This is a genomic window from Flavobacterium sp. GW821-FHT12A05 (genome assembly GCF_058807735.1).
Window position 1 is genome coordinate 459,822 of record NZ_JBXAQY010000006.1, and the last position, 20,483, is coordinate 480,304.

Annotated in this window: 19 protein-coding genes; 5 read left to right on the forward strand and 14 right to left on the reverse strand. The window is 34.3% G+C overall.

Annotated features, from left to right (window positions below):
* Nucleotides 1–25 precede the first annotated feature (25 nt).
* Nucleotides 26–790 carry a hypothetical protein gene (locus AC1RRQ_RS16375; protein ID WP_493024106.1) on the forward strand — a complete coding sequence of 255 codons (765 nt, stop codon included), beginning with the start codon at nucleotides 26–28 and terminating at the stop codon, nucleotides 788–790.
* 109 nt (nucleotides 791–899) lie between these two features.
* Here the strand turns inward: AC1RRQ_RS16375 and AC1RRQ_RS16380 are convergent, their stop codons facing one another.
* The 4 genes from AC1RRQ_RS16380 to AC1RRQ_RS16395 form a co-directional block, all read right to left on the reverse strand.
* Entirely contained in the window at nucleotides 900–1,217 is a 318-nt protein-coding gene (locus AC1RRQ_RS16380; RefSeq protein ID WP_026982672.1) for a 2Fe-2S iron-sulfur cluster-binding family protein, read from the reverse strand.
* A gap of 61 nt (nucleotides 1,218–1,278) precedes the next feature.
* Nucleotides 1,279–1,758 (reverse strand): hypothetical protein, encoded by a 480-nt coding sequence (locus AC1RRQ_RS16385; RefSeq protein ID WP_493024107.1) that lies wholly within the window; start codon nucleotides 1,756–1,758, stop codon nucleotides 1,279–1,281.
* A gap of 216 nt (nucleotides 1,759–1,974) precedes the next feature.
* The gene (locus AC1RRQ_RS16390; protein ID WP_026727037.1) at nucleotides 1,975–2,214 is read right to left on the reverse strand and encodes a NifU family protein; all 240 of its coding nucleotides are present in this window, start codon (nucleotides 2,212–2,214) and stop codon (nucleotides 1,975–1,977) included.
* 110 nt (nucleotides 2,215–2,324) lie between these two features.
* On the reverse strand, nucleotides 2,325–3,455 hold the full coding sequence (locus tag AC1RRQ_RS16395; RefSeq protein ID WP_493024108.1) for an Mrp/NBP35 family ATP-binding protein: 1,131 nt from the start codon (nucleotides 3,453–3,455) through the stop codon (nucleotides 2,325–2,327).
* A gap of 422 nt (nucleotides 3,456–3,877) precedes the next feature.
* Between AC1RRQ_RS16395 and AC1RRQ_RS16400 the strand changes: the two genes are divergently transcribed.
* A complete protein-coding gene (locus tag AC1RRQ_RS16400; protein ID WP_493024109.1) occupies nucleotides 3,878–5,497 on the forward strand; it encodes a L,D-transpeptidase family protein in 1,620 nt (539 codons plus the stop codon).
* A gap of 64 nt (nucleotides 5,498–5,561) precedes the next feature.
* Here the strand turns inward: AC1RRQ_RS16400 and AC1RRQ_RS16405 are convergent, their stop codons facing one another.
* The 3 genes from AC1RRQ_RS16405 to AC1RRQ_RS16415 form a co-directional block, all read right to left on the reverse strand.
* Complete coding sequence (locus AC1RRQ_RS16405) at nucleotides 5,562–7,988, reverse strand: ABC transporter permease (protein WP_493024110.1); 2,427 nt, start codon at nucleotides 7,986–7,988, stop codon at nucleotides 5,562–5,564.
* A 127-nt stretch (nucleotides 7,989–8,115) separates the two neighbouring features.
* Nucleotides 8,116–8,823, reverse strand: a complete 708-nt coding sequence (locus tag AC1RRQ_RS16410; protein WP_493024111.1) for an ABC transporter ATP-binding protein — start codon at nucleotides 8,821–8,823, stop codon at nucleotides 8,116–8,118.
* 196 nt (nucleotides 8,824–9,019) lie between these two features.
* Complete coding sequence (locus AC1RRQ_RS16415) at nucleotides 9,020–10,258, reverse strand: efflux RND transporter periplasmic adaptor subunit (RefSeq protein ID WP_493024112.1); 1,239 nt, start codon at nucleotides 10,256–10,258, stop codon at nucleotides 9,020–9,022.
* A 157-nt stretch (nucleotides 10,259–10,415) separates the two neighbouring features.
* On the opposite strand from AC1RRQ_RS16415, the gene AC1RRQ_RS16420 reads away from it, so the two are divergent.
* The gene (locus tag AC1RRQ_RS16420) at nucleotides 10,416–11,759 is read left to right on the forward strand and encodes a sigma-54-dependent transcriptional regulator (RefSeq protein ID WP_493024113.1); all 1,344 of its coding nucleotides are present in this window, start codon (nucleotides 10,416–10,418) and stop codon (nucleotides 11,757–11,759) included.
* A 148-nt stretch (nucleotides 11,760–11,907) separates the two neighbouring features.
* Nucleotides 11,908–13,233, forward strand: a complete 1,326-nt coding sequence (locus tag AC1RRQ_RS16425; RefSeq protein ID WP_493024114.1) for a sensor histidine kinase — start codon at nucleotides 11,908–11,910, stop codon at nucleotides 13,231–13,233.
* Nucleotides 13,234–13,236: 3 nt separating this feature from the next.
* Here the strand turns inward: AC1RRQ_RS16425 and AC1RRQ_RS16430 are convergent, their stop codons facing one another.
* From AC1RRQ_RS16430 to AC1RRQ_RS16450, 5 genes are all read right to left on the reverse strand, one after another.
* Nucleotides 13,237–13,563 (reverse strand): MGMT family protein, encoded by a 327-nt coding sequence (locus AC1RRQ_RS16430; RefSeq protein ID WP_493024115.1) that lies wholly within the window; start codon nucleotides 13,561–13,563, stop codon nucleotides 13,237–13,239.
* A gap of 85 nt (nucleotides 13,564–13,648) precedes the next feature.
* Nucleotides 13,649–14,287, reverse strand: a complete 639-nt coding sequence (locus tag AC1RRQ_RS16435; RefSeq protein WP_493024116.1) for a LysE family transporter — start codon at nucleotides 14,285–14,287, stop codon at nucleotides 13,649–13,651.
* Nucleotides 14,288–14,328: 41 nt separating this feature from the next.
* Nucleotides 14,329–15,006, reverse strand: coding sequence for a tRNA (guanosine(46)-N7)-methyltransferase TrmB (gene trmB, locus AC1RRQ_RS16440; RefSeq protein ID WP_493024125.1), 678 nt, complete (start codon nucleotides 15,004–15,006; stop codon nucleotides 14,329–14,331).
* Nucleotides 15,007–15,164: 158 nt separating this feature from the next.
* A complete protein-coding gene (locus AC1RRQ_RS16445) occupies nucleotides 15,165–16,547 on the reverse strand; it encodes an ammonium transporter (protein ID WP_493024117.1) in 1,383 nt (460 codons plus the stop codon).
* A gap of 262 nt (nucleotides 16,548–16,809) precedes the next feature.
* Nucleotides 16,810–17,298: a nuclear transport factor 2 family protein gene (locus AC1RRQ_RS16450; protein ID WP_493024118.1), complete on the reverse strand. Its 489-nt coding sequence runs from the start codon at nucleotides 17,296–17,298 to the stop codon at nucleotides 16,810–16,812.
* A gap of 335 nt (nucleotides 17,299–17,633) precedes the next feature.
* On the opposite strand from AC1RRQ_RS16450, the gene AC1RRQ_RS16455 reads away from it, so the two are divergent.
* Nucleotides 17,634–18,311 carry a hypothetical protein gene (locus tag AC1RRQ_RS16455; RefSeq protein ID WP_493024119.1) on the forward strand — a complete coding sequence of 226 codons (678 nt, stop codon included), beginning with the start codon at nucleotides 17,634–17,636 and terminating at the stop codon, nucleotides 18,309–18,311.
* A gap of 57 nt (nucleotides 18,312–18,368) precedes the next feature.
* Here AC1RRQ_RS16455 and wrbA read toward each other — a convergent pair whose 3' ends face one another.
* Both wrbA and AC1RRQ_RS16465 read right to left on the reverse strand, forming a co-directional pair.
* Nucleotides 18,369–19,529 carry an NAD(P)H:quinone oxidoreductase gene (gene wrbA / locus AC1RRQ_RS16460; protein WP_493024120.1) on the reverse strand — a complete coding sequence of 387 codons (1,161 nt, stop codon included), beginning with the start codon at nucleotides 19,527–19,529 and terminating at the stop codon, nucleotides 18,369–18,371.
* 238 nt (nucleotides 19,530–19,767) lie between these two features.
* Entirely contained in the window at nucleotides 19,768–20,082 is a 315-nt protein-coding gene (locus AC1RRQ_RS16465; protein WP_053469929.1) for an HPF/RaiA family ribosome-associated protein, read from the reverse strand.
* Between the last annotated feature and the right edge of the window lie 401 nt (nucleotides 20,083–20,483).

Genomic DNA, 20,483 nt, shown 5'->3' on the forward strand with positions numbered 1-20,483 from the left:
TAAATAACCTATATAATAATTAATTATGAAAAGACAATTAATAAGCAGTCTTGTTTTATTGAGTTCAATTTTTAGTGCCACCGCTCAGCAATGGACTGGCAGTTCTGATATCAACAATAATATTACCAGGAATGGAAATGTTGGTATAGGTGTAGTTAATCCCTCTACAACATTAGATGTAAATGGCAATATTCAAATATCCAATGCCTCTATTCCAATGGGTTTAATGACAGAAGTGGGCGGCTATACGCCTATTTTGAATATGAGTTTGAACTTTCGAGAAGCCAATAAAAGTTTAACTTATATAGGAGCAGGCTTTCGAATTGATTCAAGAGGTGATTTACCTCTTTTTCAATGGCTAAAAAGAAATCCAGGTACTGACGCAGAACAGGTTCTTATGGCTTTAAATAGAGATGGAAATGTTGGAATTGGGCTCACACTACCTCAATATAAACTAGATGTATGTGGAGCAATAAGAGCAAAAGAGATAAGAGTAGATTTGCTTAGTGGTTGTGATTTTGTTTTTAAAAGTGATTACAAGTTAATGAGTTTGAATGCTCTGGAAGAATATATAAAAACCAATCAACATCTTCCTGAAATAGCTTCAGAAAAAGAAATGGTCGAAAATGGTTTAGAAATGAAAGAGTTTCAAATGAAACTATTGCAAAAAATAGAAGAATTGACACTTTATACCATCGAACAAAATAAAAAAATAGAGCAGCAAAATAAAGATTTTAAGAAGATGACAGCTAAAATTAAAAAGCTGGAAGCGAAATCTAAATTAAAATAAGAAAAACTCCGAAAAGGATTATCAGATTAGAACAATTAAAAAATTCCAAATTTCAATAACGTTAGACAGTTATTGGAATTTGGAATTTTAATATATTGGAATTTTATTTTTAGTATTCTGGAGCCAGTTCTAGTTCCAGTCCTTCTAATTCTGTAGTAATTGGTATCTGACAACCTAAACGACTGTTAGATTTAACGTAAAATGCTTCCGAAAGCATGGCTTCTTCTTCATCTCCCATTTCAGGTAATGCAACATCATTAAGAACATAACATTGGCAGGAAGCACACATTGCCATTCCGCCGCAAGTTCCTTCAACAGGAAGTTCGTATGCTTTGCATAGCTCCATTATGTTCATTGCCATATCAGTTGGAGCCTGCAATTCGTGTATAACTCCCTCTCGATCTTTAATCTTTATTAATACATCCATTTTTAATTATTGGAATTTTATTGCTCAGGATTTTATAACGTGAAAAAATCCTTTATTAATATTAACTTGTTGGTTTAGTGCTAAACGCGTACTCTCTTCTGTTTCCTTCTTTAAGACGCATTTTTACACCAAGAACGTTGTCATCTTTTTCAAGAAGTGTTACAATAGCAATTACAGAATAATAATCTTTATCAGATTGAAAAATTAATGTTCCTTCATAAGTGGTATTCAAAACACCTTGCTTATCTGTAGTTGCAGATACTTTTCTTGGATTTGTAAACGCTGCTGAACTGTAGGTTGCTTTATTAGAAAATTTGCCTTTTCCTTCAACAAAGTCATATAAGAAATCATAGTTTCCAATTCTCAGACTTCCTGGCTGCTCATTTGGATTGATTGAAAATACAATTCTTCCTGCGTATGCAAAATCAGTCCATTCTTCAGATTCGTTTACCCAAGCTCTGTCAGCGATAACCGTTTTACTTTGAGCATAATTTACAGTCACAAAAAACAATAATAAAAATAGAGTGTAAAGCTTCTTCATAGATTTCAGATTTAGGGTTATGTGACAAATTTAAGTTAAAAATGTAACAATTACTTAACTAAAACTCTTAAATCTTTGTATTGTTTTTTGATAAATCCTCAAAAAACCGCTTTAAAATGGCTTTTTAATTAAATTTTTATCAAAACAATCACTTAAAGGCCTATTATTCTTGTTAATTTGATTAAGAAGAAATCAGCTTCAATGTAACACTTTTTGTTACATAATATTAACCACAGTTTCTATTTGCGGTGCATATTTTTTTATCGTTGTTTCTACACCGGCTTTAAGTGTCATTTGATTTACACTGCAGCTTATGCAAGCACCTTCAAGACGAACCTTAACGTGTTTGTCTTCGTCTATAGATATTAGCGTAATGTCTCCGCCATCGGATTTTAAAAATGGCCTGATTTCGTCTAAAGCCAATAAAACATTATTTGTTAATTCTTCTGTTGTCATAATTTTATCAATTAGAAAATCTGTCAATTAGATAATTAGACATTTTTACTCCTGGTAAATTTTCTAATTATGTAATTTTCAAATTATCTCATTAGTTTTATCTCAATTATCTAATTTTTTTTCACTGCAGAACAACCGGCCATTGTTGTAATTTTAATAGCCTCAGTTGCAGGAAGACTTTCGTTTCTGTTTACTGTTTCCTGAACTACATTTCTAGTGATTTCTTCAAAAACAGCTTCAATTGGCGATGCAGTTTGTAAAGCGGCTGGGCGTCCGTAATCGCCGGCCTCACGAATAGACTGTACAATTGGAACTTCTCCTAAAAATGGAACATTTAAGTCTGCTGCCAGATTTTTTGCCCCTTCTTGTCCAAAAATATAGTATTTGTTATTTGGTAATTCTTCTGGTGTAAAGTAAGCCATGTTTTCGATAATACCTAAAACAGGAACATTAATGTTGTCCTGCATAAACATCGAAACTCCTTTTTTAGCATCGGCAAGAGCAACAGCTTGTGGTGTACTCACTACAACAGCTCCTGTAATTGGAAGCGACTGCATGATAGAAAGGTGAATATCTCCTGTTCCTGGAGGTAAATCTAAAAGCATGAAATCTAATTCTCCCCAATCAGCATCAAAAATCATTTGGTTTAATGCTTTTGCTGCCATTGGCCCTCTCCAGATTACAGCCTGGCTTGGTGCTGTAAAAAATCCGATAGAAAGCATTTTAATTTCGTAGCTTTCAATTGGTTTCATTTTTGATTTTCCGTCAATGGTAACAGAAACCGGCTTCTCGTTTTCTACATCAAACATAATTGGCATAGACGGCCCGTAAATATCGGCATCTAAAACTCCAACTTTAAAACCCATTTTTGCAAGTGTAACGGCAAGATTTGCAGTAACAGTCGATTTACCAACTCCTCCTTTTCCAGAAGCAACGGCAATAATATTTTTAATTCCCGGAATAGCACGACCTTTAATTTCGGCTTTTTCAGGAGTTTCTACTTTAATATTTACTTTAATTTTAGCATCTGGAGATATTAATTCGTGAATCGTTTTTTTAATATCGTCTTCAGCTCTTTTTTTGATATGCATGGCTGGCGTATGTAATACTAAATCGACTACAACTTCATCGCCAAAAGTAAGCACGTTAGCAACCGCACCGCTTTCAACCATATTTTTTCCTTCTCCGGCAATAGTGATTGTTTCTAATGCTTTAAGAATTTCTTTTCTATCTAATTTCATTTTATTACGCTATTATATATGGGAAAGAAATCGATTCAAAATTTCTATGTTAATTTAAACTGATTTCAGACTGCAAAGATAACAGATTAAGTTCGGATTCAAACCCTTTTGAATTGTATTTATTGATATTGAGATTAGTCAAAATGATGAAAATTGATTTTGCAGCAGCATTAAAATCAGAGTCGCTTCTTTTAAAACCCTATTTTTTAAAGATTTCAATATGTTCCTCAAATTTAAAAATTCGTATGAAATTTACGTCAAATAATGCAAAAATGTCAATTATCTTAAGTAAATTTGAGTACCCTAAATCGAAGATTTCCAAATAATACCAAAAAGTATGAAAACTTGTTTTTGGAGTTTCTTTATGAGTTTTCGTTATTTTTTAAAATGATTTTTTGTTTAAAAATTTAAACCTTAAAAATATGCGAAATTTTACTTCCCTGGCTTTAACAATTGCTTGTAGTTTTTTAATGTTTTCTTTTAACTCGGCAGCCAATAAAACAAAATTGAAGAATGAAACTGCAGCGTTTGAAAACGTTTTGAAACTCAAAAATAAATTGGTTTTAGGAAAAATTGATGCTGCATCAATAAATAGTTTTTTTAAAAAATATCCTAAACTAAGCAAGTATCAAAAAGATGTAGAGGAGCTTTATAAAAATAAAGACTACAACATGATTTGGTACGATGATAAAAGTGTGAGCGAATTTGGTGCTTTACTGTATCATAAAGTTAATCTTTTAAGTGAACAAGGGGTCAAAGCCGAAATGCCATATATGGATTTGGTTGATGATGTTTTTAATGAAAACGTTTCTAATAAATTACCACAGACAGATACGGAGCTTTTATTGTCGAATATGTATGTGTTTTATGCCAGTAATGTATATTCAGGAGTTGACGCGGAGACATTGAAAAAGATTGGCTGGTTTTTACCCACCAAAACAATCTCCTACGATAGAATTTTAGATTCGTTAATGGGAGATCCAAACCGATTAAATAAAGATGAAAATCTGTTATTCAGCCAATATTACAAACTTCAGGATGTTTTAAAAAGATATCGAAATTTTGAAAAAAACGGCCTTTGGAAAAAAATCCAGATTGATGAAGCAAATTTCAAAGAAATAAAACCTTTAGACAGCGGAAAAGTTATTCAGCAAATTAGAGAACGTTTGTTTATAGTGGGTGATCTAAAAGAAGATTCTAAAAGCAAATATTATGATCAGGAAATGATGGATGCCGCTTTAAAATATAAAAAGCGATACGGACTTAAATTGAATTATACTTTTACAAAAGAACAAATAGATCAGATGAATGAGCCAATTGGCAACAGAATCCGGACTATTATGCTGAATATGGAACGCTGCCGATGGATTCCTGCCAAACTTGAAAAAGCAAATGAATATGTAATGGTTAATATTCCGTCTTTTAGATTGGTTTATGTAAAGAACGGAAAATACGATTTGGTTTCGGATGTTTTTGTTGGAACACGAATGACAGAAACGGTTATTTTTAGCGGTAATATCGACCGAATCGTTTTTAGTCCATATTGGTACGTTCCAACAAGTATTATTCAAAATGAATTAAAACTAAAAATGGCTGAGGATAAAAACTATCTCGCAGATCATAATATGGAATGGAATGGAGGCCATGTTAGACAAAAACCAGGTCCGAACAATTCTCTGGGATTAGTCAAATTTGTGTTTCCAAATCCAAATGATATTTACATGCACGATACTCCTGCTAAAAGTTTATTTGAATTTGAAAAACGTATTTTCAGCCACGGTTGTATTAATGTAAAAGAAGCCAAGCAACTGGCATTAGAAATATTAAAAGACAATCCAGACTGGCCGGTTGATAAAATTAACAATGCAATGAGCGGTGAAAAAGAAACCACTTGTATGCTCAAAAATAAAATTCCAATTTATATAGGATACTTTACTGCATGGGTAAGCGATGACGGCGAAATTGGTTTTTATCCCGATGTTTATGATCGCGATAAGAGTTTAGATAAACTGTTGTATTCTGATTCTGTTGTGCAAAAATAAAAACATAAAAAATCCCCGCTCGAGAAATGAATCTGGCGGGGATTTTTAAAAATGGCCTACAAGTTTATTCGTATTTTAAGTATTTTAAAATATCTATTTTAGTTACCTGATATGCTTTTGCTAAAACAATCAGTAAAGTAAGAATCAAAAGGGATACAAGCGCAATGCTGAAAGGGAAAGGAGAAACATTGATTCTGAAAGCAAAATTCTCCAGCCATTTCTGCAATAAGATATAAGCCGGAACAATCCCGAGTACAAATCCCATTAAGCAGAAAATAACGTATTGTTTTGATAATTCTTTCAGTAAAACATCCGTTTCTGCACCAAGTGTTTTTCTAATAGCAATTTCTTTCAGCCTTCTCTCCATCGAAAATGATGCCAAAGCAAACAATCCGAATACGGCAATGATGATTACCACTAAATTTAGAATAAAAAATAGGTTTTTTTGTTTGACCTGTTCTTCATAAGTTTTAGCAAATCCTTTGTTAACAAACTCATAGTCAAAAGGATAATCAGGGTTTACATTAGCCTCCCAATAGGTTTTTAATTTTGCCAGCGTTTCACTTAAATTATTTGGAGAAACCTTTGCATAAACATTCTGGAAGTTATTCCATTTTAAAGTTTTCGTGTTTATAAAAACCATTGGAGGGACTTTATTTTGTAATCCGCTAATATTAAAATCCTTTACAACGCCAACGATCTTAAACTTTAAGTTTCCTTTTTCATTTCCCCAACCCGAGTTTATTACAGTATTTATAGGGTTTTTAAGACCTAAGTCTTTCACTAAAGTTTCATTAACAAGCCAGTTGTCGATGGTGTCCGAAGCAAATTTTGGAGATAAATTTCGGCCTTGAACGATTTTGATTTTCATCATTTCCAAAAATCCAAAATCCATTTCAACGTTTCTTGGCTGTACAAAAACACCATTGTGAGTAAAACCAGAACTAGAGTTAGTGCTGTTGCCAAAAGTACCTGCAAAAGTAGAAACTTCCTCGACTCCTGTTATTTTAAGGATTTCTTGTTTTGTAGTTTCGTATTTCTGCCCTTTTGTGTTGTAATCCTGATAGTTAAATGGAATTCTAATTACCTGATCGCCTTTAAAACCAAGATCTTTATTCATCATGAAATCAACCTGAGAATTTACAATTAAAGCGCCAATGATGAAAAATGCAGCAATACCAAATTGAAAAATAAGCATTGAATTTCGAATCCAGATACCGCTTTTACTTCTTGAAAAATTACCTTTTAAAACTTTTAAAGTTTCGAAATTAGAGATATAAATAGCAGGAAAAATACCAGCAAGAATGATTACTAATCCAAAAATCAAAAGGAGCTGCAGGTAAAATTCGCCGCCATTCATAGTCAAAGTCTTTCTTAAGAAAGTATTGTAATAGGGCAATGAAAGCTCAACAATTGCCAGCGCAAACAAAATGGCCAGCGTAACAATTATGGCTGTTTCAAATATAAACTGTGTAATAATTTGTTTTTTTGAAGCACCAACTACTTTACGAACCCCCACTTCTTTAGCGCGTTTTATGGCCGAAGCAGTAGCCAGATTAATGTAGTTTACTAATGATAAAACTAAAATTAAAATTGATAAACCGCCCATGATATACAAAAGCTGTAAATTTCCGCTGCCTTCCGGAGAAGCTGATCCAGAAGTTTTTGTACCATGCAGATGTCGTGTTTTAAGCTGATCCAGTATCACTTTGATTTCGCCATTTTCCTTTATGTAGTCCGCGACACTTTGGCCACTTGCTTTGGCATCTTTTAAAGTTCTGTTTACATAATTAACATTATGCATTTTCTTTAAAACGGTATTAACGTCAACCCCTTTTTTGATTTTAATCATCAGGCCATAACTGAAATTTCCCCATTGATTAAGGTCATGTTCGCGTACGATACCGCCAAAAACATAATTAGGTTCTACAGAAGAAGGTTTTATAATACGATAAACAGCTTTTACGATATAGGCCTCATTGTCATAAGTAATCGTTTTTCCAATAGGATCTTCGTTTTTAAAAAGCAGTTTAGCCTGATTTTCGGAAATAGCTACGCTGTTTTTCTCTTTCAGAATATCTTTTTTTGCTCCTTTGATTATAGGAAAGGGGTAAAAATCAAAAAAGTTGTTATCTGTTTTGGTGATCTTTTTATCGATTATTTTTTTATCCTTGTACTTTATAACGCCCTCATTATACCAATCGTTCATAAAGCAAATCTGCTCAATTTCAGGAATGGTTGCTTTACAAGTCTGTCCAAAAGGAATTGAACTCGTAGACCATATATCGCCGGTTGCGCCTATTCCGTTCATAACCTGATATACATTTTCTTTCTCCGGATTCCATTGATCGTAAGAGTGCTCGTTATTCCAGTATAAGATGGCGAAAATCACACCGGCAATACCAATGCTTAATCCTAAAACATTTAAAAACGAAAACAATTTGTTTTGCCTTAAATGATAAATAAATATTTTAAACCAGTTAAAAATCATGGTGAATAATTTAATAGTTATGTTATTGTTTTTGGTTTTAAAAACTCCTTAAAGAAGTGTAAAAATGGTGCATACAAACCCTATCAGGGCCATGATTGCAGTAATAACAAAATTTATCATTTTCGAATTATTTAGCGTCCATAAAAACATCTACATTTCTCTGATTTAGTTTTTCAGAGAATATAACTCCGTCTTTCATATTAATAGTTCTTTGCGAAAAAGAAGCATCATAATCAGAGTGGGTAACCATCAAAATTGTAGCACCTTTAGCATGTAAATCAGTTAAAAGTTCCATTACTTCATTACCATTTTTACTGTCCAGATTTCCTGTAGGCTCATCGGCCAGAATAATTTTAGGATCGTTTACCAAAGCTCTTGCAACGGCAACTCTTTGCTGCTGTCCTCCCGAAAGCTGCTGCGGAAAATGTCTCAATCGGTGAGAGATATTTAGTTTCTCGGCAATAGCCTCAATTTTTTGTTTTCTTTCAGATGCTTTTACATTGTTGTAAAGCAACGGAAGTTCGATATTATCGTAAACCGAAAGTTCGTCGATCAAGTTGAAATTCTGAAAAATGAACCCAATATTTTCCTTACGAACCTGAGCTCTTCCTTTTTCCTTTAAACCAATCATCTCCTGATCCAGCAATTTGTAGCTTCCGCCATCGGCGCTGTCCAGAAGTCCTATGATATTTAACAAAGTCGATTTCCCACAGCCCGAAGGTCCCATGATCGTTAAGAAATCCCCTTTTTTAATTTCTAAATTAATACCGCTCAAAGCTGCAGTTTCAACTTCTTCAGTTCTAAATACTTTGGTTAAATTTTGTATTGTTATCATATTTTTTAGGATTAGTTATTAATTACGTTTTTTGATTGATGATTGAAACTTTTTATAATTGTGAATTGTAAATGATTAATTGTTAATTGAAACTGAGACTGAACACTGAGACTGAACACTGAGACTGAACACTGAGACTGAACACTGAGACTGTAAACTGAATACTGCGACTGATTACTAAAAACCTGAACACTGCCTACTCAATAGAAAGCTCCTCAATGTCTTTGTAATCCGTATACGATGATGTAATCACAGATTCGCCTTCGTTTAAACCTTCCAGTACTTCGTAATACGAAGGATTTTCCCGGCCTAGTTTTATGTTTCTTCTCACAGCTTTATTTCCTTTTACAACAAAGATCCATTTTCCTGCCGTTTCCTGGTTAAAACTTCCTTTTTGAACCACCAGAATTTTATTTCTTTCAGATAAAATCAGTTTAACACCAAAACTTAAACCGTCTTGTAAAGCGATATTTTCTTTAGAAACAAAAGCCAGTTCTACAATAAAATGCCCGCTTTTTACTTCCGGAATCACTTTGGTTACGACAACTTCCAATGTTTTTCCTTTAAATTCTACCTGACCTTTTAAGCCTTCTCGTATTTTCTCCAAATAAAACTCATCAACGTTGGCAGATAATTTATACCCTTGTTTTGAATCGATTTTCCCAATGCTTTCTCCGGCTTGGAATGTTTTTCCTAAAACAGGTTCGAAAGAAGTCAATCGGCCTGATTCTGGAGCGGTGATTAAAAAGTTCTTTTTATTATTTCTTAAAATATCCAGACTTTTTTCCATGGTTTGAATCGAACGGTTAATTTGAGCAATCTGAATTTGATTGGTTTGTTTTTCTTTTTGAATGCTTTGCTGAATCGTTTTTCTGCGTTCTTCCTGAAAACGTAAACTTTCTTTAAAAGTATTCCAGTCGTTTTTCGAAATCACATCTTTCGCAAACAATTTTGCGTTAACGTCGTATAATCTTTTAGCGTCATTATAATCGTGGTCGATTAAAACAAAATCTTTAGTCAGGTTTAATTCCTGATTTCTAATGTTTAATTTTCCGGTATTCAAATTATTGATTTGTTCAATAATCGCGGTTTCCTGCGTTAAGTAATTCAGCTCTGTGTTTGGATTGTACAAACGAGCCAATGATTGGCCTTTTGTAACCATTGCGCCATTTTCTACAAAAATCTCTTTTACAGATCCTCCCTCTGTAACATTTACAAGCATTACGTTAAGCGGTTCTACTTTTGCCTGAAAAACAACAAAATCTTCAAAAAGAGCTTTTTCGACTTTTTGAACCGAAATTTCATCGGCTTTTACATTTAAACTTCTTTTCGAATTAAAAGAAAAAAACATAATTACGGCCAAAACTAAAAAAACTCCAATTGCTATTGTGAGATATCTAAATTTTCTATTTTTACGAGGAATTACCTTGTCCATTTTTTAAATAATTTACTGATTACCAATAGGTAAATACTGTGCCATAAAATTTATTTTTTGTAAAGCATTGATTTTAAAGAGACTCTAAAAACCATTCAAAAAACAAGTGTTCGATAATGAACAGTTGACCGTTCAAAATCGGACAAAAAAATACAGCATGAGAAAAAAACTAGCCCAAATATTAATTGTTGACGACCAGGAAGAAATTCTTTTTTCGGCCAAAATGATTCTCAAAAAACATTTTGAAACGATTTTTACGACAAATAGTCCCAAAAAAATCATTTCAATTTTGAATGAAAATGAAATAAATGTCGTTTTGCTGGATATGAATTATCGAATTGGTTTTGAAGATGGGCGAGAAGGGATTCATTGGCTGAAAGAAATAAAAACACTTTCGCCGCAAACTATTGTGATTTTAATGACTGCTTTTGGAAAAATCGATACAGCAGTCGAAGGCATAAAAATTGGTGCTTTTGATTATGTTTTAAAGCCCTGGCATAACGAAAAACTTTTGGAAACAATTGATAAGGCTGTCGCCGAAAGCAGAAAAAACAGTAAAAAACCAATTGCCGAAAAAATAGAAAAACGTTATTTTACAGGAACTTCTCCAAAAATAAAACAAGCCTATGCTATTGCCGAAAAAGTAGCCAGAACCGATGCAAACGTTTTGATTTTGGGCGAAAATGGAACAGGAAAATATGTTTTTGCAGAATTTATCCATAAAAATTCAGAGCGAAAAAACGAACCTTTTGTTCATGTCGATTTAGGATCTTTAAGTGATAATTTATTCGAAAGTGAACTATTTGGTTACGCCAAAGGTGCTTTTACCGATGCCAAAACGGATACGGCCGGAAGGTTTGAAATGGCACAAAACGGAACCATATTTCTGGATGAAATAGGCAATATTCCGCTTCATTTACAATCGAAATTATTGCATGTGCTGCAAACCAAAACCGTTACACGTTTAGGCGAAAGCAAGGCAAGAGCTTTAAATGTGAGAATAATTTCGGCCACTAATAATGATATTAAAGCCGAGGTAAAAAGCAAAACCTTTAGGGAAGATCTGCTCTATAGAATTAATACAATGGAAATAAATCTGCCGTCGCTCAGGGAACGAAAAGAAGACATTGTTCCGATGGCGAATTTTATTTTAGACAATATTGCTGAAAAATACAATCAGGAAAATTGGCGTTTTGACGAAAACGTGGCGCCATATTTAGAACGATATCCGTGGAAAGGAAATGTTCGTGAAATGGAAAACAAAATCGAACGTGCCTTGATTTTGGCCGATCATAATACTATTTCTGTAACCGATTTAGATATTTTGGACTTCGAAGAAATTCAGGAAAACGATGAAAATCCGTTATCTGAAATGGAAAAAACAGCAATCGAAAAAGCACTTTTTAAACACCACGGAAATATCTCTAAAACCGCTGAAGAATTAGGTTTATCGAGAGCGGCTTTGTATAGAAGAATTGAAAAATACGATTTGAAGAATTAAAAAGAAAGAGGCAAGAAGCAGGAACCAAGATTTTTTATCTGCTTAAATCTGCAAAATCTGCGTGAAACAAAAAAATAAAGACAAAAGCTAAAATCATTTTAATCTGTGTATCCCGATAGCTATCGGGAGTGGCCAAAACTAAAACTAAATGAAGAATTGGAAATTTTATAATGCGTTGTTCGTAAGAGTTCTATTTATAATGGTACTCTTTATTTGTTGCGCATTATTGTTCTATAAAGGATTTGAATACAATGCTTTATTAATTGGGGTTTTCGTTTTGATTTTCCTGTTCGAAATGTATTTTTATGTAAAAACCGAACTGCAGTTTTACGATAGAACGCTGCTTTCTATTCTAAAAAAAGATTTCTCAACCAACTTTCCCGAAGAAAATAAAAAAGATAATTTTAAGAACCTGTATCTCTTATACGAAACTCTTAAAGAACAGCAGCAAGAGCAAACTTCTAAAGAACTTATTTACCGTTCGCTTTTAAATAATATCGATACAGCAGCATTAATTCTGGAAAAAGAAAACGACGATTGGAATGTTTTTTTAATGAACGATTGTTTTTCGGACATGTTTAAAGTTCCAAAAATAAGTCATTGGAAATATCTTAAAAATTATCTGTCTTCACTTTGCAGTGAGATCGAAAAAACAGAATTCAGCGAATTAAAATCGGCCATTTCTATTAAAATAGAAGAACAGGATCTGCAGACTTTTATGCTTCAGACTTCAAGAACCCAAAGCTATAACAAAGAGTATTTTATTATTTTATTAGATAGTATTCAGCGTGTTATTGAGAAAAAAGAAAAAGAAGCATGGATTAATTTGATGAAGATTATTTCGCATGAACTAATGAATTCCTTAACGCCGATTCGCGCGCTTTCGCAGAATTTACTTCATATTGTCGATCAGGAGGAGTTAGAAGAAGATGATTTTGATGATATTAAAAGCAGTATTTCGACCATTATAAACAGAAGTGATCATTTACAGGTTTTTGTTGAGAACTACCGAAAACTGGCCATGCTGCCAACGCCAACGAAACAAATGACACCGGTTAATTCTTTATTCGAAGATTGTATCCGAATCATGAGTCCGATTTTGAAAGCTGAAAATATCGAACTGATAAATGATGTTCATAGTTCGCGTTCGATTTTAATAGATAAAAACCAAATGGAGCAGGTAATTATTAATTTGATTACCAATAGTGTTTATGCTTTGAAAGAGAAAAGCGAAAAGAAAATGTACGTATCAAGTTATACCGAAAACAATCGCTTTTTTATCACAATATCTGATAACGGAAAAGGAATCGATCCGGAAATTCAGGATAAAGTATTTCTTCCTTTTTTCACCACCAGAAAAGACGGCGCTGGAATTGGTTTAACGCTTTCTAAAAATATCATCGAAGCACACGGCGGTTACTTAAGCTACCAAACCGATGAAGATAAAACGAGTTTTGTGATTTGTTTGATTTAGTTTTTAACCCTGAATTTCCGGTTTCCAAAAGTGTTTTTCGAAATCTACAATTTGATTATCAACTACTTCAATACCTTCGTTTTCTAAAAGCTGCTGCATTAAATTCGTTCCGTCAAAATGGTGTTTTCCTGTCAAAAGCCCTTTCTGGTTTACCACTCTGTGTGCCGGAACATCATCCATATTATGGCAGGCATTCATTGCCCAGCCTACCATTCGTGCTGAACGCGCAGTACCCAAAGCTTTTGCTATTGCGCCATAAGAAGTTACTTTCCCAAACGGAATTTGTCTGGCAACTGCATAAACTCTCTCGAAAAAATTTTCTTCAGCCATAGATTAGTTTTTTTGCCACTCCCGATAGCTATCGGGATCCACGGAAATAAAATCATTTTAATCTGTGAAATCTGCGGTCTATATTTTACCCAAAATAATAGTTCAATATATTAAAAAGCGTTGCGATAGCGACTAAGCCTGTAATGCTTCCTATAATGGTGTTCATGTTTCGCATCAGGTAATCGGTTTTCTTTTCAATTCTTCCAAAAAAAGCAATATAACTGTACAAGACAGCAAAAGAGCCTAAGACTGAGCCTAAAACAAAAGTAAAAATAATGGTGTTTTCGAATACAAAAAGATTGTACGAAGCTAATGCGACACTCACCACCACATAATACGGAATAGGAAAAAAGTTTAAACCGGAAAGCAGCATTCCTAAAAAGAAACGACTTTTTTTACTGCTCTTTTTAATCTTCGATTTTTTCTTGGTTTTGGGTTCTTTGGCGATAAACAAAAAGTATATCGTTAAGATCGAGAATATAACAAAACCAACTTCGCGCAGCAATGTTAGAACATCGGGTCTGTTATCGATGACGCGTGCAAATAAAACCGCGACATAAACCTGAAAAAAAATCACTAAAACCGCACCAATAACAAACCAAAGCGCATTCTTTTTTCCTTCTTTCAGGTTTATTTTAGCAGCCGTCATGTTGATTAATCCTGGCGGAATAATCCCAATTGCGGCGGCAATAAAGCCTGAAATTAATGGAGCAAGATATACCATTCAGTTGGTTAAACAGTTAAAAGATAGTTTTCAAAATTAAATTAGTCTTTAATTTTAAAACGAATATACGTAATTGCCTTATTAATTTCTAAATATTGTTTCTCATAAAAAGTTTGAAATGCAGTAACTTCTTCCGGACTTCCTTCGTTTTTGTACACATTATGGTTGGCATATAAAACTTCGTGGCCTTCACCATGAAGTAATCCAAGCGTATAACCGTGCATAAATTCGCTGTCGGTTTTAAGGTTTACGACACCGTCTTTTTTAAGGATTTTTTTGTACAATTTCAAGAACTCAGAATTGGTCATTCTGTGTTTTGTTCTTTTGTATTTAATCTGCGGATCCGGAAAAGTAATCCAGATTTCATCCACTTCATTTTCGGCAAAAATATGATTGATTAATTCGATTTGAGTTCGAACGAAAGCAACATTATGAAGACCGGTTTCAACAGCTGTTTTGGCACCACGCCAGAAACGCGCACCTTTAATGTCGATTCCGATAAAATTTTTGTTAGGATATTTTTCTGCTAATCCAACTGAGTATTCACCTTTTCCGCATCCCAATTCTAAAACCAGAGGATTATCATTTTTAAAGAAATCCGAATTCCATTTTCCTCTCAAAGGCATTAAATTGCCTACAACTTCTTCTCTTGTTGGTTGAAAAACGTTTTGAAATGTTTCGTTTTCTCTGAATCTTTTTAGTTTATTTTTACTTCCCACTTTTACAAAAATTTTCAGCAAAATTAAGGAATATAAACGAAGTAATTAAAGTTTAAATTTATTTGCCACGAATTACACGAATTTTCACGAATGTTTAGCGGTATTCTGTAAAATGAACGCAATAAAAATTAGTGAAAATTCGTGGCAGTAAAATCTTTTTAACCGTAATGCGGTTCTGTAATTGGTTTTGATTTTGGATCAAGGGTTTCATCATGCTGCGATAAATCCAATCCGATGTGTTCTGATTCTTCTGAAACACGAAGCGGGATAATGAAATTCGTTACTTTAAACAAGAAATAAGCCCCAAAGAAAGTAAAGATAGAAACCAGAACAAGCGCCATCATGTGATGTCCAAATACGTTCCAGCCTCCGTGTAATAAACTTGCATTTTCGCCATGCGCAAAAATAGCCGTTAAAATCATTCCCATAATTCCTCCAACTCCGTGACACGCAAAAACATCCAGAGTATCATCAAATCTTTTTGAGAAACTGCAGTTTACAACCGAGTTTGAAACCAAAGCCGTAATGAATCCGAAAAACATACTTTCAGGGACAGAAACAAATCCTGCAGCGGGCGTTATGGCAACTAAACCCACAACAGCTCCAATACAAGCTCCAAGAGCCGAAACCTTTCTTCCGTTCATTCTATCGAAGAAAACCCAGGTTAACATGGCTGCCGCCGATGATGTTGTAGTCGTTGCAAAAGCCATAGCGGCAGTTCCGTTTGCAGCAAGAGCAGATCCGGCGTTGAATCCGAACCAGCCAAACCAAAGCATTCCGGTTCCTAATAATACAAACGGAATATTGGTTGGTATATGCTGACTGTTTTTTCTTTTTCCTAAAACCAAAACACCGGCCAATGCTGCAAAACCAGAGCTCATGTGAACTACGGTTCCTCCGGCGAAATCTTTTACTCCAAAATAACTTCCTAAAACACCCGTTGGATACCAAACCGCGTGACATAAAGGAGCATATATAAAAATGGTAAATAAGCTGATGAAAACTAAATAAGAGATAAAACGAACGCGTTCTGCAAATGAACCCGTAATAATTGCCGGGCAGATTATGGCAAATTTCATTTGAAACAAAGCAAAAAGCATAAACGGAATTGTATTGGCTAATTGTTTATGCGGCAAAACGCCAACATAATCCATAAAAGCAAATGTGGTTGGGTTTCCGAAAAAGCTGTAAAAATGATCTCCCGAACCAAAACCAACCGGTTCTCCAAAAGCAAGACTAAAAGCAACAACAACCCATAAAAGAGTTACAACACCCAAACAGATAAAGCTTTGCAGCATGGTAGATATTACATTCTTTTTGCCCACCATTCCGCCGTAGAAGAAAGACAATCCAGGCGTCATGATTAATACCAGACAACTTGAAGTAAGCATCCAGGCAACATCTGCAGGAACAATATGATCTGTCGTTCCAAATTCTGATAAAACATAACTATTTTCTGTTACCGTTGGCCAAAATGCACCTATAGTACAAACGACACTGATCATAATAAAGGAAATAATCCAGCGTTTTTCTATTTTCATTTTTAAAATACTTTGTTTAACCCTATTTTTTTTGGGGTCAAAGTTAAAAAAAAATAAAGATTCTTGTTTTGAAGCCTGTTAAATTAGAGGTATTGGTTTTATTTTGATGTATTTTTTAAAATTAGTTCTGTTTTTTTGAGACAATCCTATTTTTGAGTTTCCAAAAGATGCCGTTTTTGCAAAATATGTTATAATTAATTTGATACTCCATTCTGTAAACGGCTCTAAAAGTTATGTTTATAAGAATAAAACCTGAAAATGTTTATTTTTTTTGAAGCTTCGCAATCAAAGCGTCTTCGATAGGAGATTTAATTTTGGTTACGGCATCTACTTCATCATTCGGAATTGTCATCGATAAAACGTAATGCTGAATTTTCCATTCTTTGCCTATTTTTACCAAAACACCAGAACCACGGCAGATTTTCATTTGCGTATCCAGTAGTTCATCAAACCAAGCTGTTTTTCTTGATTTGTCAAAAAAGATGTGACGCTCCAGCGCTTTAAAATTCCAGGTTGTTCCTTTGTTGAAATAAGGTTTTGCCCAGATTGAGAATTCCTTTTTAGTCCAGTTTTCGGTTGCGTCAGTTCCAATGTAAATCGCGTCATCTGCAAGAGTATTAAAATAAGCATCAAATTTTACTTCGCCCGCTGCTTTGTGCCAGGCATCAAGAGTTTGATTGATTTTGTCTTTCTCAGTTTGAGCATTTGCAAAAGAAGCGACGAATAATAATAGTAAAAGTGTTTTTTTCATGAGAGATAGTATTTTGAGTTTTAAAGGTATTAATTTTTTAAACTGCTGCGAGAATGTCACGCGGATTTTACGGATTTAAACTGATATAAATTAAAGCTATTGTTGTTTCTCGCAAAGTCGCAGAGTCGCAAAGAAAATTAAACTTGGCGTCTCTGCGACTTTGCGAGATTAAGTGATAGAGCAAATTAAAAACTTAAAAAATCTGCCAAATCCGTAAAATCTGTGGGCAAATATTCTTTGCTAATTCATAAAACAGATCAAAGTTAAACTTACATTTCTTATATGGTTTAATCTCAAAAAACAAGTATATTTGAGTGCTTCAAAAATAAAATACTATGAATTCTAAAATCTTTATAAGCTCACTGGTTATTTCTTCATTGGTTTTTATTTCCTGTAAAAAGGAATTAGAACCACAAGAAAGTACCTCGACATCTGAATTGGTTAGACTTGGACTTGCAAAAGACACAACCAAAACCCCATCAGTAGTGCAGCAACAAGCACAAGCTTCGCCTTCAAACCCAAATACTGTTTTAAGTGAAACGAAAGGATTAAATCCTGCTCACGGACAACCCGGGCATCGCTGCGATATTGCTGTTGGAGCGCCTTTAAACTCGGCACCGCCACAGCAGCAAGTACAAACAACGACAACACAAGCGGGACAAACGGTACAGGTAAACCCGAATCAGAAAAATGTGGTTACGACAACGACAACGCCTGTAAAAACAGCAAAAGGAATGAACCCGCCGCACGGTCAGCCGGGGCATAGATGTGATATTCCGGTTGGAGCGCCTTTAAATTCTCCAGCTGCTAAAACAACAGCAGCAGCTTCGACACCACAAAGCGGAACAGCAACTCAAAATATTACAGTTACGCCTCCGCCAGCTGCAAATGCGGTTCCGGCTTTGTTAAGTACAGAAACCAACAAAACGGTTGCAGACGGAATAAACCCTGCACACGGACAACCAGGACATCGATGCGATGTTGCCGTTGGAGCGCCGTTACCAAAATCATAAAACACAAAAAAACCGAATACAATTTGTATTCGGTTTTTTGTTTTAAATATAATTTGGTTATTCGATTTCAAAAATGGCCTGAATTTCTACGGCAGAATTTATTGGTAACGAAACAGCGCCAATTGTTGCTCTGGCATGTTTTCCTTTTTCTCCAAAAACCAATGCCGTTAAGTTCGAAGCCGAATTCATAATGGCTGCATGCTGCGTGTATTCTGGAGTTGTATTAAAAAATCCCGTTAATTGCACACATTGTTTTACTTTGTTCAAATCGCCTCCACAGGCTTCTTTTAAAACGGCAATTACATTAAGCATAGTTTGGTAAGTTGCTTCTTTGGCCTGATCGTCAGTTACTGCGGCGCCAATTTTTCCCGGATTTAAAATTTTTCCATCTTTTAAAGCTACTTGATTAATATAAACTTTATGATCTGAAATCGTGTACGGAACATAATTTCCAACTGGTTTAGGCGCTTCTGGAAGCACAATATTATTGTCTTTTAATGTTTTATTGATGTCGATTTTAGCTTCTGCCGAAGTTGTTTTTACACTTTTTATACTTTCAGTGTTTTTCAATCCAGATGCGGCTCTTGCCAAAGCTTTTCCTTGTTCTTTAGCTAAGTTTAATTCGCTTTGAGAAGGTCTCGTTCCTGTTGATCCAGTTAATGAAGTTGCTCCAAAAGGCGTATTTCCCTGCGGAACTGTTTTATCTAAAGTCGCCGTTCCCATAATTCCGGTTGGTACTATGATCATTCCGTGTGAAGCGAGAATATTCCAGAAAGATAAAATCGCGGCTTCTTTTCCTGCTCCAGATCCTGCAGACATAAAAACAGTTGCTGGCTTTCCTTCTAAAGCTCTTGAAGTCCAAAGCGGAATACTTTGGCTGAAAAAAGAATTCATATCGGCGCTGATATTGGCAAAATGAACCGGACTTCCAAAAGCGATTCCGTCATAATTCGTTAATTCTTCGATCGTGGCAATTGGTAATTTCTCGACATCGGCATTTAATTTTTCTTTCGGATTTATAGGCGGCACTCTTTTTAGAGTTGCTTTTGTATTTGGATATTCCTGAATTCCTTCAGCAATTGCTTTTGCCATTTTGTATGTGCCTCCGTTTTGAGAATAAATCAAAACCAAAACATTTGTTTCAGATGATTTTACCTGAGCGTTTGCGCCAAAACCTAAAAAGACTGTGATTAATAATACGAGTAATTGCTTTTTCATGAATCTGTTTTTAATAATTTATTGTAATAATCCCAATTCATCTACTTGTATTCTCATCATGCAAGTTTTTGTTTTTGGGACTGCAAATTTAATTCTTACAATACCGAAAAGCGTTATAATTATCTTAATTATGAACTAATTCACCATTTGGAGGAAAATGAGAGCCGTATGAAATGAAAAATGGCATTATCCTGATTTGAGATAATGCCATTTTTAAAATGTCGATATATAAATTAAATTAATGCGCTTTTAATTTTTCGAAAGTTGTCGTTAGTGTTTTTTTTGCTTTACTCAAAGCACCGTTAAAAGCTTTTTCAAGAGTTTCTGCATGTTCCGTTACAGTGATTGGCTGTAGTTTTGCAGTGCGAACTTCAAGAACACATTTTTTGTCATTCAGGCTGAATTTCTCGCCATTTTCATCTCCAAAATGTACTTCGATTCGCGTGATTTTATCTTCAAAACGCGCTAAGCCTTTTTCTAATTCTTCAGAGAAATATTTTTCTAATCTTTGGTGTCCTTCGATGTTTTTGTCAGTATTGATTTGAATCTTCATAACGGTTTATATTTAATGATTGTTTCTCAAATCTATCCATTTTAAAAGGAAAAGCCAAGGGAGTTAATAAAAAATTATGATATTTTTATGGTTAAATTTTAATTCTGATGAAGGAGGATCTTCACAAATAACTAGACATCAAAAGTTTCAATCTTTATTATATAAAATGATAATAAGAGCTTATTTTGTCATTCCGCGGAACGAGGAATCGCACAAGTATTTCCATACAGAGATTCGCCAATCTTTGTCGATTTTGCAACGAAGATTCCTTCGCTCCTCGGACAAGATTATGTTTAAAATGATTAAATGAGTTTATTGTCATTTCTGTAGATGTTAGATAATTCGGTAACAAAATTTAACTTTAATAAATTTTGTTACGATGAGAAATAATAGTCAGGATT

Bases quoted from the DNA above. Each gene is read 5' to 3' on its own strand.
- AC1RRQ_RS16380 (WP_026982672.1), bottom strand. From the start codon at position 1,217: ATGGATGTATTAATAAAGATTAAAGATCGAGAGGGAGTTATACACGAA.
- AC1RRQ_RS16390 (WP_026727037.1), bottom strand. From the start codon at position 2,214: ATGACAACAGAAGAATTAACAAATAATGTTTTATTGGCTTTAGACGAA.
- AC1RRQ_RS16385 (WP_493024107.1), bottom strand. From the start codon at position 1,758: ATGAAGAAGCTTTACACTCTATTTTTATTATTGTTTTTTGTGACTGTA.
- AC1RRQ_RS16405 (WP_493024110.1), bottom strand. From the start codon at position 7,988: ATGATTTTTAACTGGTTTAAAATATTTATTTATCATTTAAGGCAAAAC.
- AC1RRQ_RS16435 (WP_493024116.1), bottom strand. From the start codon at position 14,287: ATGGTATATCTTGCTCCATTAATTTCAGGCTTTATTGCCGCCGCAATT.
- AC1RRQ_RS16410 (WP_493024111.1), bottom strand. From the start codon at position 8,823: ATGATAACAATACAAAATTTAACCAAAGTATTTAGAACTGAAGAAGTT.
- AC1RRQ_RS16455 (WP_493024119.1), top strand. From the start codon at position 17,634: ATGAATTCTAAAATCTTTATAAGCTCACTGGTTATTTCTTCATTGGTT.
- AC1RRQ_RS16415 (WP_493024112.1), bottom strand. From the start codon at position 10,258: ATGGACAAGGTAATTCCTCGTAAAAATAGAAAATTTAGATATCTCACA.
- AC1RRQ_RS16375 (WP_493024106.1), top strand. From the start codon at position 26: ATGAAAAGACAATTAATAAGCAGTCTTGTTTTATTGAGTTCAATTTTT.
- AC1RRQ_RS16465 (WP_053469929.1), bottom strand. From the start codon at position 20,082: ATGAAGATTCAAATCAATACTGACAAAAACATCGAAGGACACCAAAGA.
- AC1RRQ_RS16425 (WP_493024114.1), top strand. From the start codon at position 11,908: ATGAAGAATTGGAAATTTTATAATGCGTTGTTCGTAAGAGTTCTATTT.
- AC1RRQ_RS16420 (WP_493024113.1), top strand. From the start codon at position 10,416: ATGAGAAAAAAACTAGCCCAAATATTAATTGTTGACGACCAGGAAGAA.
- AC1RRQ_RS16445 (WP_493024117.1), bottom strand. From the start codon at position 16,547: ATGAAAATAGAAAAACGCTGGATTATTTCCTTTATTATGATCAGTGTC.
- AC1RRQ_RS16450 (WP_493024118.1), bottom strand. From the start codon at position 17,298: ATGAAAAAAACACTTTTACTATTATTATTCGTCGCTTCTTTTGCAAAT.
- wrbA (WP_493024120.1), bottom strand. From the start codon at position 19,529: ATGAAAAAGCAATTACTCGTATTATTAATCACAGTCTTTTTAGGTTTT.
- AC1RRQ_RS16400 (WP_493024109.1), top strand. From the start codon at position 3,878: ATGCGAAATTTTACTTCCCTGGCTTTAACAATTGCTTGTAGTTTTTTA.
- AC1RRQ_RS16430 (WP_493024115.1), bottom strand. From the start codon at position 13,563: ATGGCTGAAGAAAATTTTTTCGAGAGAGTTTATGCAGTTGCCAGACAA.
- AC1RRQ_RS16395 (WP_493024108.1), bottom strand. From the start codon at position 3,455: ATGAAATTAGATAGAAAAGAAATTCTTAAAGCATTAGAAACAATCACT.